This is a genomic window from Rhodanobacter glycinis, assembly GCF_900114325.1.
Taxonomy (GTDB): domain Bacteria; phylum Pseudomonadota; class Gammaproteobacteria; order Xanthomonadales; family Rhodanobacteraceae; genus Rhodanobacter_A; species Rhodanobacter_A glycinis.
In genome coordinates this window covers 1-12,616 of sequence record NZ_FOSR01000022.1, presented here as the reverse complement: position 1 = coordinate 12,616, position 12,616 = coordinate 1, and the positions used below count along the sequence as shown (strand labels likewise).

At 66.2% G+C, this 12,616-nt stretch carries 11 protein-coding genes; 6 read left to right on the top strand and 5 right to left on the bottom strand.

Annotated features, from left to right (window positions below; genetic code table 11):
• Positions 1–13 precede the first annotated feature (13 nt).
• Together BMY90_RS16235 and BMY90_RS16230 are read left to right on the top strand one after the other, a co-directional pair.
• Positions 14–1,750: an ArnT family glycosyltransferase gene (locus BMY90_RS16235; RefSeq protein WP_092705225.1), complete on the top strand. Its 1,737-nt coding sequence runs from the start codon at positions 14–16 to the stop codon at positions 1,748–1,750.
• A complete protein-coding gene (locus tag BMY90_RS16230; RefSeq protein ID WP_092705224.1) occupies positions 1,737–2,723 on the top strand; it encodes a glycosyltransferase in 987 nt (328 codons plus the stop codon). The genes BMY90_RS16235 and BMY90_RS16230 overlap by 14 nt, the downstream gene beginning before the upstream one ends.
• A 92-nt stretch (positions 2,724–2,815) precedes the next feature.
• Here BMY90_RS16230 and BMY90_RS16225 read toward each other — a convergent pair whose 3' ends face one another.
• From BMY90_RS16225 to BMY90_RS16210, 4 genes are read right to left on the bottom strand one after another with little or no spacing between them, the layout of a single operon-like run.
• Positions 2,816–3,658: a glycosyltransferase family 2 protein gene (locus tag BMY90_RS16225; RefSeq protein WP_092705223.1), complete on the bottom strand. Its 843-nt coding sequence runs from the start codon at positions 3,656–3,658 to the stop codon at positions 2,816–2,818.
• A complete protein-coding gene (locus BMY90_RS16220; RefSeq protein WP_092705222.1) occupies positions 3,655–4,587 on the bottom strand; it encodes a glycosyltransferase family 2 protein in 933 nt (310 codons plus the stop codon). Before BMY90_RS16220 ends, BMY90_RS16225 begins: the two co-directional genes overlap by 4 nt.
• A gap of 1 nt (position 4,588) precedes the next feature.
• Positions 4,589–5,527: a UDP-glucuronic acid decarboxylase family protein gene (locus BMY90_RS16215; protein ID WP_092705221.1), complete on the bottom strand. Its 939-nt coding sequence runs from the start codon at positions 5,525–5,527 to the stop codon at positions 4,589–4,591.
• 42 nt (positions 5,528–5,569) lie between these two features.
• A complete protein-coding gene (locus BMY90_RS16210; RefSeq protein WP_175481604.1) occupies positions 5,570–6,766 on the bottom strand; it encodes an O-antigen ligase family protein in 1,197 nt (398 codons plus the stop codon).
• Positions 6,767–7,161: 395 nt separating this feature from the next.
• Between BMY90_RS16210 and BMY90_RS16205 the strand changes: the two genes are divergently transcribed.
• The 4 genes from BMY90_RS16205 (at position 7,162) to BMY90_RS16190 (ending at position 11,331) form a co-directional block, all read left to right on the top strand.
• Positions 7,162–7,977: a glycosyltransferase family 2 protein gene (locus tag BMY90_RS16205; RefSeq protein ID WP_092705219.1), complete on the top strand. Its 816-nt coding sequence runs from the start codon at positions 7,162–7,164 to the stop codon at positions 7,975–7,977.
• The gene (locus BMY90_RS16200; RefSeq protein ID WP_092705218.1) at positions 7,974–9,014 is read left to right on the top strand and encodes a CDP-glycerol glycerophosphotransferase family protein; all 1,041 of its coding nucleotides are present in this window, start codon (positions 7,974–7,976) and stop codon (positions 9,012–9,014) included. Before BMY90_RS16205 ends, BMY90_RS16200 begins: the two co-directional genes overlap by 4 nt.
• 281 nt (positions 9,015–9,295) lie before the next feature.
• Positions 9,296–11,023, top strand: coding sequence for an ArnT family glycosyltransferase (locus BMY90_RS16195; RefSeq protein WP_092705217.1), 1,728 nt, complete (start codon positions 9,296–9,298; stop codon positions 11,021–11,023).
• Positions 11,020–11,331, top strand: coding sequence for a tetratricopeptide repeat protein (locus BMY90_RS16190; protein WP_092705216.1), 312 nt, complete (start codon positions 11,020–11,022; stop codon positions 11,329–11,331). The genes BMY90_RS16195 and BMY90_RS16190 overlap by 4 nt, the downstream gene beginning before the upstream one ends.
• 142 nt (positions 11,332–11,473) lie before the next feature.
• On the opposite strand, the gene BMY90_RS16185 is transcribed toward BMY90_RS16190, so the two are convergent.
• On the bottom strand, positions 11,474–12,373 hold the full coding sequence (locus BMY90_RS16185; RefSeq protein WP_092705239.1) for an LpxL/LpxP family acyltransferase: 900 nt from the start codon (positions 12,371–12,373) through the stop codon (positions 11,474–11,476).
• Positions 12,374–12,616: the final 243 nt, after the last annotated feature.

Below are 12,616 nucleotides of genomic sequence, written 5' to 3'. Positions count from 1 at the left end.
CAGCAACCGAGCCATGACGCCATCTACCCAAGCCACTCCACAGGAACGCCGCCAGTTCTGGTTGCTGATGTTCGCCGCGCTGGTGCTGATTGGCGTCGGCATGGGCTTGCGCGATCCATGGCCGTCTGACGAACCACGCTTCACCCTGGTGGCGAAGCACATGGTGGAAAGCGGTGACTGGCTGTTCCCGCACCGCGGCACCGAACTGTATGCCGACAAGCCGCCGATGCTGATGTGGCTGGAAGCGGCCAGCTTCGAGGTCGTGCGGTCCTGGCGGGTGGCATTCCTGCTGCCCTCGTTGCTGGCCGCGCTGGGCAGCCTGGTGCTGATCTACGACCTGGGCCGCCGCCTGTGGAACCGCCAGGCCGGCTGGTATGCGGCGGCCGGTCTGCTGCTGGCGTTCCAGTTCGTCTACCAGTGCAAGCGGGCGCAGATCGATCCGCTGGTGATGTTCTTCATCACCGCCGCGAACTACGGCCTGCTGCGCCACCTGCTGTGCGGTCCCAACTGGCGCGCCTACTGGTTGGGCTGTTTCTGCGCGGGCCTGGGCGTGATCACCAAGGGCGTGGGTTTCCTCGCGCTGCTGATGCTGTTGCCTTACGTGGCGGTGCTGCGCTGGCGCTGGGATGGCGTGACGCGAATGCCGCAAGGCGCGTGGTGGCGCTGGCTGCTTGGACTGGTGGCGACCCTGGCGGCGATCGCCTTGTGGCTGCTGCCCATGCTGTGGGCGGCACATGTGCGTCGCGACAACCCGATCTATCCCGCCTACGTCGATGACATCCTGTTGCACCAGACGGCTGGCCGTTACGCGCATGCATGGCATCACATCCACTCGGCGTTCTATTACATCCCGATCGTGCTGTTCAGCTGGTTGCCGTTGTCGCTGACTTATCCGGGCACGCTGCCGCGCTGGTGGCAACAACTCAAGGCGAAGGACGCGCGTATCGGCGTGCCGCTGGGCTGGATCGTGCTGGTGCTGCTGTTTTTCGACGCGTCGGCAGGCAAGCGCGACGTGTACATCCTGCCGGTATTGCCGATCGTCGCGTTGATCAGCGGGCCGTTCATGAAGGACCTGCTGCAACGGCGCTGGCTGCGCGTGTCCGGTCTGGTCTTCCTCGGCATTCTGGGCACCGCCGTGCTGCTGCTGGGCGGCTATGCCCTGGTCGCGCACCCCGCGTTCGCCGCGAAGCTGTCGGTATCGCGTGGTTTCGAAGGCAACGAAGCGGGCCTGTGGTGGATGTGCGTTGTCATTGGCGCAAGCCAGCTGGCGCTGCTGCTGGTGTTGCGGTTGCGTCACGCGGTGTGGGCGGTGGCGGGCGGCATGGCCGTGCTGTGGCTGGCGTGGGGCTTGTGGGCCTATCCGCTGCTCAACCCGACCAGCTCGTCGAGCGCCCTGATGGCCGAAGTGCGCGCGCATCTGGGCCCGCACGAACAGGTTGGCCTGGTCGACTGGAAAGAACAGAACCTGCTGATGCTGGATCGTCCCGCGGTCGATTTCGGCTTCAGCGTGCCGGCGCATCTGCAATTTGCCCGCGCCGTGCAATGGCAGGCGGCCGCTCCGGCCACGCGCTGGATCTTCGCCGAGCAGGACGCCATGGGCGATTGCGTGCGACGCGACCAGGCCATCAACCTCGGCCATGCCAACCGTCGCGACTGGTGGCTGTTCAAGGCGGCGGCGGTGATTCCCGGCTGCACTCCGCCGGCCTCCGATGACGACAACGTGGTGGACCCCGACGATGCCGAGCAGTGAGGCAGACCCAACGCGCTGCCAACTGATCGGTCGCGACAACGGCGCCGGACTCAGTCGCGACATGGCATTGCTGGCCGATGCGCTGCGTCACAACGGCAGCGAGGTCACGCTGTCCGCACTGGCGCATCGCGGCCGGCTGGCCGAGTGGCTGACCCGCCGTCGCCTGGCCGGAAGCGTGCCCGCCTTCGACGTGAACCTGATGCTGGAACGCATCCGCCCCGAGTTTGCCGCCGCCGCGCATCGCAACGTGCTGGTGCCCAATCCGGAATATTTTCGCCCGCAGGACCGCGCCGCGCTGGCGCAGATGGATGCGGTATGGGTGAAGACCCGCCACGCCGAAGCGCTGTTCGCCGCCCTGGGCGCACGGACGCATTACATCGGCTTCAGCAGCCCGGATCGTCATCTGTCGGACGTGCCGCGCCAGGCCTCGTTCTTCCACGGCCCCGGTCGCAGCGGCAACAAGGGCACGGCGGCCCTGCTTGCGCTTTGGGCCACCCATCCCGCGTGGCCGACGTTGACCGTGGTGTGGCGGCGCAAGCACATCGAGCACGGGGCGTTGCCCGACAACGTGCGCCTGATTCGCGAGCACCTGGACGACGCCAGCTATCGCCGTCTGCAGAACGAGCACCGCTTCCATCTGTGCCCCTCGCAAACCGAAGGTTACGGCCACTACCTGGCCGAAGCGATGAGTTGTGGCGCCGTCGTGCTGACCCTGGATGCCGCGCCCATGAACGAACTGGTCACCCCGGCGCGCGGCGTGCTGGTGCCGGCGCAAGCCAGCGGCCAGCAGGATCTGGCCACGCTGTATCGGTTTGCAGATACGGACATGGCCGCGGCGATCGAGCGCTGCATCGCAATGGATGCCAGCGAGGCCGAACGCCTGGGTCAGGCTGCACGCACGTGGTACGAGGCCAACCGTGATGCATTCCCGGCGCGCCTGCACGAGGCCATGTGCGCCATTGAGCGCACCTGACGCGCCTCGGCGCGGAATACCCACAGATGTGATCGCGGGAAGACCCGGCGCAGGCAATCATCAACCGGCCAGCGTGTGCCGGCAGCGAACGGCTACTCGGCGCTTGCCGCTCGCGCAAACTCCGCCAGATGCGTATCGATGCCACGCTCGCACCGCGTGATGTGCTGTTCCACCGTGTCGCGAAACAGGCGGTTGTTGGGCAGACTCATGTCGTCCACATCCGGCTGCGCGCGTGAGGCATGTTCCAGATGCACGGCCAGCGCCGCCCACTTCAGCTGGCGCCGGCGCACGCCCGCATTGCCCAGGCGCGCGGCCAGTTCGCGGTCTTCCGCCCCATACCCTTCCATGCGTTCGTCGAAACCGTTGACGCGCAACAGGTCATCGCGCCAGAAACTCATGTTGCAGCTCATCACGCGCCCACCGCGCCGCTGACGCGCCTTCCAGCGGGCCAGCAGCGGTGCGTGGAATGCATAGTGCCGGTTGGTGCCATCGAACGCGTGGAAGTCCGCCGCCAGCCACGGTGCAAACACCGGCCGCCGACCCGCCAGGAGACGCGCCGTCTCCGCCGCCGTGGCCTTGAGTCGGCCGCCCTGCAGGAAGAATCCGCGCTCGGCGAGCATCAGATGATCGGCCACGAACGCCGGATGCAGCAGCATGTCGCCATCGATCAGGATCACGTAGTCGCCACGGCTGGCAGCGATGCCACGATTACGACAGCGCGCCGCGCGAAAGCCCATGTCCTCCTGCCAGACATGGCGCAGTGGACACGGACATGTCGCAGCCCAGCGTTCGACCACGGTACGCGTCGGCTCGCCGGAACCGTCGTCGGCCACGACCACCTCGTCCGGCAGCCGCGTCTGCGCGGCCACGCTGGCCAGCACGCGATCCAGTGCCGCGGGCCAGTTGTAGGTGAGGACGATCAGGCTGACCTTCATGCTTCGGCTTTTTTCCGACGCGCGCGCAGGCCATGCCGCAAGATCGCCAGCGCACGCTCGGCGCGCTTCCACCATGGCGCGCTGCCGCGCAGGGCGATGTCGGCGTAGAGGCGGGCATCGTCCCAGCTGGGATTGGCGCGCGACTTGAACTCGGCCTTGGCCAGATTCAGCGCCTGCGTGTCCAGGTGCATCCGTTCGGCGTAGTGGTTGATCAGGCAGCGCGAGCGGAACTGCGCGGCGAACTCGCGCATGCGCGCCTGCTCGTGCCACCAGCCGTTGCGGCCGTGGATGCGGTAATCGACATGGCCGGTGGGCAGGTAGTACTTCTTCGCGCCGAGGATGCTGGCACCGAATACCAGGCAGTTGTCGGCGGAGATGCGCCAGTTCGCCACGAAGTCGCCCGGCAGGTCGAGCACGCGCTCGGCCAGCCGACGGCGCAATGCCAGCGCCGAGGTGGGCGCGCCGTACCAGCGCATGTGCACCCAGGTGCCGAGCACGGTGTAACCCAGGTCCGTGGCTTCCTTCGCATAGCCCTGCACGCCCGCTTCGTTGCCGACCAGGCGCACGTCGGAGAACACGAAATCGATGTCTTTGCGTGACTCGAACAGCTCGCCGACCTGACGCAGGTAATCGACGCCCCAGCGATCGTCGGCGTCGAGAAAGCACACCAGATCGCCCTCGGCGGCAGCCAATCCACGCTGAAAAGCGGCCAGCTGGCCGCCATTCTCGCCGCACAGCAGCTTCACGCGAGGATCGCGACCGTAGCGCTCGCGCAGATAATCGGGCGAACCGTCGGTGGAACCGTCGTCCACCACGATCACCTCATGCGGTGCACGCGTCTGCGCCAGCGCGCCATCCACCGCCTCGGCCACGAACTCGCGGTAGTTGTAATTGGTGACGACGACGGAGAAGGTGAGCGGCGCAGCCACGTCAGGCCTCCAGCAGTTGCCGGAAGTAGGCGATGGTCTCGCGCAGACCGTCATCCAGCGCCACCTTCGGCTGCCAGCCCAGCTTGCTTTTCGCCAAGGAGATATCCGGCTGGCGCTGGCGCGGGTCATCGGCCGGCAATGGGCGGAACACCAGTTTCGACTTGCCGCCAACCAGCGCGATCACCCGCTCGGCCAACTGCAGCATGGTGTGCTCGACCGGGTTGCCGATGTTCACCGGGCCGGTGAAACCGCGCTCCGAGGCCATCATGCGGATGAAGGCTTCGATCAGGTCGTCGACATAGCAGAAGCTGCGCGTCTGGCTGCCGTCGCCGTAGATGGTGATGTCCTCGCCCTTCAGCGCCTGCACGATGAAGTTGCTCACCACGCGGCCATCGTTGGGATGCATGCGCGGGCCGTAGGTGTTGAAGATGCGCACCACCTTGACGTCCAGGTCGTGCTGGCGGTGATAGTCGAAGAACAGCGTCTCGGCGCAGCGCTTGCCTTCGTCGTAGCAGCTGCGGATGCCGATCGGATTGACCTTGCCCCAGTAGCCTTCGGTCTGCGGGTGCACTTCCGGGTCGCCGTACACCTCGCTGGTCGAGGCCTGCAGGATGCGCGCCTTCACCCGCTTGGCCAGGCCGAGCATGTTGATCGCGCCATGCACGCTGGTCTTGGTGGTTTGCACCGGATCGTGCTGGTAATGCACCGGCGAGGCCGGACAGGCGAGGTTGAAGATGCGGTCCACTTCCACGTACAGCGGGAAGGTGACGTCGTGGCGCATCAATTCGAAATAAGGATGGTTCAGCAGGTGCGCCACGTTGCGCTTGCTGCCGGTGAAAAAGTTGTCCACGCACAGCACATCGTGGCCATCGGCCAGCAGCCGGTCGCAAAGATGTGAGCCGAGAAAGCCGGCACCACCGGTAACCAGTACTCTGTTCATCGATCCTCGCAGCCAGCAACCGGCGCCCGCAGCGCCAACGGTTTAGTGTACGCGAGCCAGCGGTTCACGCCGTGCGCGATCGCGCGCTTCCAGCCCCAATGCCAGTGCAAACGGCAACCAGATCAGCAGCCAGCCCGGCCGCGGGCTGTCCAGCAGTTGCGGCATGTCGAACTGCAGCGCCACGCTGGCATAGACCCACAGGCCCAGCACCACACGACCCAGCGGCGCGCCACGATGGCGCCAGCCACTCCACGCGACCAGTCCCCACATCACCATCATCACCAGCATGCCCGGCAGGCCCAGCATGATCGCCGCCTGGGTCAGTACATTATGGCTGTGGGTCAGATGTTCTCCGCCCACCTGGATGACGAAATCCGTGCCCTGGCCCAGGCCAACCCACGGATGCAGGGCGATCATGTGCAGCGCCTTCACCAGGATCTGCGGACGGTGCGATGCGCCCCGATCCATCAGCACTTCCGGCCGCCACGCCAGGGCGACCACGGCCAGCACGAACACGCCCAACGCCACGACCAGCGTGGCGCGGCGGCGTTGCCACAGCGGCGTCAGTACGGCGCAGGTTGCCAGCGCCAGCCACACGCTGCGCGACTGGGTCAGTGCGACGAATACCAGCAGCGATGCCACCGCCACCAGACAGGCAATGCTGCCGGCACGCCGACGTTGCGGCAGTTGCGCCAGCCATACGCAGGCCGCACCCATCGCGGCAGCGGCGTAATTCGAAGTGGCGATCACGCCACTGCCGGCAATGCGCGAATCGTCCGGCGACGGGGTCGTACGCAGGAACATCACGCTGTAGACCAATGCACACAACGCCATGCCCCAACCGACCAGGGTCAACAGCACGCGCATGCGTTGCGGCCGTTCGCCGGCCCAGAGATGGCAGCCGAGCACGAACAGCGCCACGCTGAGAATGCGCCCGAATTCGTCGCCCGTCCGCTGCAACTGGGCCCAGCCCAGCGACGCTGTGGCCCAGGCCAGCAACAGCAGGAATACGCGAAACGCCGGCTGCGGCCACAGCTCGCGCCAGACCGCCGCACGCCGCCGCAACAGCAGGTACAGCGCCGGCACATAGAGCAACAGGATCAGGCTGATCTGGTACAGCCGCCCCGGGTTGTAGGAAACGCTCGATGGCATCACCAGCATGCCGATCATCATCCAGCCGATGCCGAGGCCAAGTACGGCCTCCCCTCGACCGGGCAGGAGCTGGCGCAGATTGTTCATGCGTGATTTCGGCCCGCCTGATGATCCATCCACTCCAGCTTCCGACACCGCCGGTGGCGACCACGTTCCCTGTCCGTTCACACGCATGTCCGTCCTGCCGATCTTGTCACTTCGTTGCCACATGGCCTTACCCACAAGATATTACCCGGTGCCGGCGCGGCACACCGGCCAGACATGCCAAGCGAGATCATGCGGCAGCGTGACTGAAGACCAGTTCACCGGGGGAATCTGCCAGCATAACTACCTTACATGTTATTCATGTCGCGTCCAGCGCGCACCGGCGCATCGCAGGCTCGGCAGAAGCGGCATCCCGACTCGCCCAAGCCACATGGGCTGGCCGCTACACAAAGCCCCCCTGCATCACGAAGCCGCTGCAATCCAGCTAAAATCCCGGCATGCCAAGCCTTCCGCTGACCCTTGTCGTCATCACCCGCAACGAAGCGGCCAAGATAGCGCGCTGTCTCGACAGCGTGCCGTTTGCGGCCGAGAAGCTGGTGGTGGATTCGGGCAGCACGGATGACACGGTGGCAATCGCCCAGGCGCACGGCGCGCGGGTGATCCATCAGGACTGGCTGGGCTTCGGCCCTCAACGCAATTTCGCGACGACACAGGGCCGCAACGACTGGATGCTGGCGCTGGATGCTGACGAGTACCTGTCGCCGGAGCTGGCCGAGGAGATGCAGCAGGAATTGCCCGCGCTGATGGCCGGTGACCTTGCCGCGGCCAGCCTGCGCCGCCATACCTTGTACATGGGCCAGCCGATGCGCTGGTATCGACCCGCGATGGGCGAGAAGATGGCACGGCTGTACCACCGCAACCGGGCCCGCTGGAGCGATGCGCGCGTGCATGAATCGCTGCGCTTCGACGGCCGCTCGATCACCTTCAAGGCGCCGTTCCTGCACGACAACAATCCCAGCCTGGTGGAAAAGCAGCTCAAGGTGCTGCTGTACTCCGAGCTGAAGTGCCGCGACTGGCTGGACAAGAACAAGCCGGTACGCATGTGGCAGACGCCGTTCGTGTTCGCGCTGGCCTTTCTCAAGGACTACGTGTTCCGGCTCGGCTTCCTGGATGGTTGGCGCGGTTACACCATCGCCCAGACCGCCGCCAGTTACGCCGCCTACAAGCGCATGCGCTACTACGAAATGCGCCGCAACCCCGCCTCGCGTGACAGCGCCGCGGCCGCACTCACCCGCAGCGGACTCGATCATTGACCACCCCGGATTCCAGCAAGCGCTACCTTCTCTACGGCTCCGAGCGCTATGCGCTGGCGATCCTGCGCCCGATCCAGGCGGCGATCCGCGCTCGTGGCGATGAGGCGGCGTGGTTCTTCGACGGCCCCGGCGCCGAGGATCTGGTGGAAGGCGAGCGCCTGCTCAGCGTGGCCGAAGTGCGCGCGTGGAAACCGCGAGCCGTCATCACCTCGTCCAACGCGGTGCCGCATTTCTTCCCCGGCGTGAAAGTGGAAACCTTCCACGGTTTCGACGCTGGCAAGCCGCGGCACATCTACGTGCGGGGTTTCTTCGACCTGTACTGCACCACCGGCCCGCGCGACACTGCGCAGTTCCGTGCCATTGCCGACAAGGTCGGCCACTTCAGCGTCACCGAGACCGGCTTCCCCAAGATCGACCCGTTCATGCGCGAGATCAGCGGCCCGCTGCCGCCGGTGCGCCAGCCGCCGGTGATCCTCTACCACTCCACTTTCTCGCCCTCGTGGAGCGCCGCCGAAACGCTGTACGAGGAAGTGAAGCGGCTGTCGCGCGACGGCCGCTGGCGCTGGATCGTCACCTTCCACCCGAAGATGAATCCGGAGACCACGGCGAAGTTCAAGGCGCTGCAGAACGCGTACCTCACGTTCGCCGAGAACGACAACATCCTGGAACTGTTCCCGCAGGTCGACATGATGTGCTCGGACACCTCGTCCGCGCTGAACGAGTTCCTGCTCACTGGCAAGCCGGTGGTGACTTTCAAGAACCGCCGACCCGGCCCGCAGCTGATCGATATCGACGACCCGAAGGAGTTCGAGCCGGCGATCGAGCGCGCACTGGCCAGGCCACCCGAGCTGATGCAGGCGATCCGCGACTACGCCGACGCCATCCACCCCTACCGCGACGGCCGTTCCAGCGAACGCGTACTGGATGCCATCGATGCCTTCATCGCCGGCGGTGGCCGCAACCGCCGGCGCAAACCGCTGAACCTGTGGCGAAAGCTGAAAATAAGGCGCCGTATCGGATACTGGGGCCGGGCCTGACATCTTCGCCTCGTCCATGGCCGATCACGGCTCGCACGCACCCAAACCGCTAGGAGCTTGGGTGGTAGAAACTTTCGAGGCGAAAAAGTGGCTGCGTGAGGACAGATTTTCGACGATTCGCCGGCCCATAGTGGTTCTATGGGCCAAGAAGCGACGAAGCGCTTCATAACAGCGAAGCTGGTCAAATATGGACCACGCAGACGCTTTTGCAGCCCGGAAGATTTCTACCGCCCAAGCTCCTAGAATCACGGCCTTGCCGCCGTTAGCCCAGAGGATCGTTCGTGCCATCCAGCGCCTACAGCCGACTCGAACACCTGCGATCACTCTGGCCGTGGCTGCCGCTATGGCTGCTGGTTGCCCTGCTGGCGATCTTCTCGCACGGGCCGATGCCGCTGTACTCCACCCGTACGCTGGCGGTGGCCTGGGACATGTGGAGCCACGGCCAATGGCTGGTGCCGCACCTCAATGGCCAGCCGTATAGCGAAAAGGCGCCGCTGCTGTTCTGGCTGATCCATGCCGGCTGGTTCGTGTTCGGCGCAAACGATATATGGCCGCGCGTGCTCGAAGTGGCGTTCGGCGCCATCGAGCTGGTGTTGCTGGCGGTGCTGGCGCGCCGCATGTTCCCGGCCCGGCCGTGGGTGGCAAAAGCGGCGCCGTGGATGCTGCTGGCCTTGTCCTACGCGTTCCTGTTCGGCCTGCAGATCATGTACGACGCGCTGCTGGCCATGTGGGTGCTGGCGGCACTGGTGTGCCTAGTACCGAAGGCGCAGCGCGAGGAACCGCGCTGGCTGCTGTTCGGCGTTTGCATCGGCCTGGGGCTGCTGACCAAGGGCCCGGTGATGTTGCTGCACGTGCTGTTTCCGTGGTTGCTCGGCCCGCTGTGGAGCGACTGGGCCCGCAGCCATCGCGCCCGCTGGTACGGCTTCGGCGCGTTGTCCGTGCTGCTGGGCCTCGTGATGCTGCTGGCCTGGGCGTTGCCGGCCGGGTTTGCCGGTGGCGATGCATACCGCCATCGCCTGTTCTTCACCCAGACCGCGGCACGCGTGGTCCACGGCGTGAAATCGGCCGAGCCGCTGCAGAGCCACGCGCATGCCGTGCCCTGGTACGTGCTGATGCTTCCGGTGCTGCTGTTCCCGTTCATCGGCTGGCCGCGCGCCTGGGTGGCACTGGCCATGCTGCGTCGACCACTGTCGCCGGGCCTGCGGTTCGCGCTGTGCTGGGTGCTGCCCACTTTCGTGGTGTTCTCGCTGGTCCGCGGCAAGCAGCTGTATTACCTGCTGCCGGAACTGGCCGGCACCATGCTGCTGCTGGCCGGCGCGGTGGCCTTGCTGCGCGAGCGCCGCGCCGGGCTGGCCAACCACGTGTGGCTGGGCACCTGGCCACTGGGCGTGGGCAGCATCGCGCTGGGACTGTTCATGTTCGTGTTGCCGCCGCTGGTGACGGCCCATCGCCTGCATGGCGAATGGATGGTCGGCGCGGCTCCGTACAGCCGCTACTTCGGTGCCCTGTTCGTGCTGCTGGGTCTGCTCCTGCTGCTGCGCGGACGGGGCGAGATGCGCCGGCTGGCCTTTGCCGGATTGATCGGCACGCTGGCACTGAACACGCTGTTCACGCTGACCCTGTGGCATCGCTACGACCTGCGCCCGACCACGCAATTGCTGGCCATGGCCGGCGCCCAGCATCACGCCATCGGCTATGTGGGCAGCTACGACGGCGAATTCCACTTTGCCGCCCGACTGACCCAGCCGATCACCGAACTGCGCGACACGGCGTCCATCCAGGCCTTCGCCAAGGCGCATCCGGACGGGCTGATCGTGGAGCACCCGCACACGCTGACGCCGGCGGCCCTGCGTTATGCCTTGCTGGCGCAGCCGTTCCGCTCGTCGTGGGATGTGGTGTGGCCGGCCGGCACGCTGGCGGACCTGCGCAGCGGCGTCACGCCGCCGGAGCCGTCGCAGCCGCCACGCATCCATTCCGCCGACGACTGGCGCTACCGCACCCTGCCATGAATATCGACAGCCTGCGCGCCCAATGCGGCGGGCCTCGCGATGGCGCCCTGCTGCGACTCACGCTGGGCAACGCGCTGCTGGACGCCGGCGATGCCGCCGCGGCCGTAGTCGAGTTGCGCCAGGCACTGGCCTTCGACCCCGCCTATTCGGCGGCCTGGAAAGGACTCGGCAAGGCCTTGCTCGCCGCCGGTGACGACGCGGGTGCCGCCTACGCCTGGCAGCGAGGCATCGACGCCGCACGGCAACGCGGCGACAAGCAGGCGGAAAAAGAGATGGCCGTGTTTCTGCGGCGACTGGAAAAAACCTGAGCAACCTCGCCCCAGGCGAAAAGGTAGGCGCACCTTAGTGCGCGATGCTTTTTGTACTTGGACCGAATCGAAACCGGGAAAAGCCAGAAGCATCGCGCACAGGGTGCGCTCCTTCACCGACCCTGCGGCGGGGCCGCAAGAGCTATACCAGTCCCGCTCCTTCGCGATAGGGATTGGGCAGGTTGTTCGCCGTATAGCGCCGGTAATGCCATTGATATTGGGTGAATGCCCGCTCCACGCACGCCTCGACACCGCGATTGAGCGCGCCGCAGGCGGTCGCCGTATCCGTGTCGGCCAAACCCTCCGGCGCCGGCAGGAAATGGATGCGATACCCCACCCCGCGTGGCAGCCGCTCGGCGAAGGCGAACAGCACGGCGGCCCCGGTGCGCGCGGCCAGTCGCGGCAGCAACACCATGGTCAGTGCATCGCGACCGAAGAACGGCGCCAGCTGACCCTCGCCGGCACGCGGCTTCTGGTCGGGCAGGATGCCGACCGTGCCGCCCGCGGCCAGCCGCTTGTACAAGGTGCGCACACCCGCGCCTTCCGCACGTACCTGCTCCGGCGCCAGCGCTCCGCGCACCTTGCGCAGCAGTGGCTCCAGCGCGGCAAGGTGGGGCGGCCGATACAGGATCGCCATCGGCGTGCGACGGCACAGCCAGTAGTTCAGCAGTTCCCAGCAGCCCAGGTGCGGCGCGGCGATGATCACGCCCTTGCCGGCCGCCAGCGCGGCATCGAACAACTCACCGCCGCGCACCTCGCGTACCAGCGACAGTGCACGCTCGGCGCCACCGCCCCAGATCTTCACGATCTCCGCGCCTGACTTGCCGACCTCGGCCAGCGCTTCGCGGCGCAGCCGGCCACGCGCCGCACGATCCAGCTCGGGCCGTGCAATCGCCAGGTTCACCGCTGCGGTATGGGCCATCGTCCCATGCCGCCAAAGCGCCAGACGGCCGAAAAACGAGCCCACGCCATGCAGCGTACGCAAAGGGAGACGCCCAAGCAGGCGCAGCAACAGGTACAGGAGATGGATATCGAATCGCATGCGCCGCGCAGTGTAGCGGCTGCACGCCATGGCGATGGAAATCGCCTGAAGGAAAGTCTGATTTTGCTCGTTATCCCAGCGGCTCTCGACGGCCGAAGGGCCGGTCAAGCTGGGATCCAGCGACTGTAATCTCTTGAGTGCAAAGGCGCTGGATTCCTGCCTGCGCACACTGCTGTCCGGAATAAATCCAGCCATGGGAGCGAGAAGCGTTGCGGGCCAACGGTTGGGGGTGTACACCCCCGA

Coding starts and splice junctions, on each gene's coding strand:
- BMY90_RS16225 (WP_092705223.1), bottom strand. CDS start 3,658: ATGAAGGTCAGCCTGATCGTCCTCACCTACAACTGGCCCGCGGCACTG.
- BMY90_RS16235 (WP_092705225.1), top strand. CDS start 14: ATGACGCCATCTACCCAAGCCACTCCACAGGAACGCCGCCAGTTCTGG.
- BMY90_RS16190 (WP_092705216.1), top strand. CDS start 11,020: ATGAATATCGACAGCCTGCGCGCCCAATGCGGCGGGCCTCGCGATGGC.
- BMY90_RS16185 (WP_092705239.1), bottom strand. CDS start 12,373: ATGCGATTCGATATCCATCTCCTGTACCTGTTGCTGCGCCTGCTTGGG.
- BMY90_RS16210 (WP_175481604.1), bottom strand. CDS start 6,766: ATGAACAATCTGCGCCAGCTCCTGCCCGGTCGAGGGGAGGCCGTACTT.
- BMY90_RS16215 (WP_092705221.1), bottom strand. CDS start 5,527: ATGAACAGAGTACTGGTTACCGGTGGTGCCGGCTTTCTCGGCTCACAT.
- BMY90_RS16230 (WP_092705224.1), top strand. CDS start 1,737: ATGCCGAGCAGTGAGGCAGACCCAACGCGCTGCCAACTGATCGGTCGC.
- BMY90_RS16205 (WP_092705219.1), top strand. CDS start 7,162: ATGCCAAGCCTTCCGCTGACCCTTGTCGTCATCACCCGCAACGAAGCG.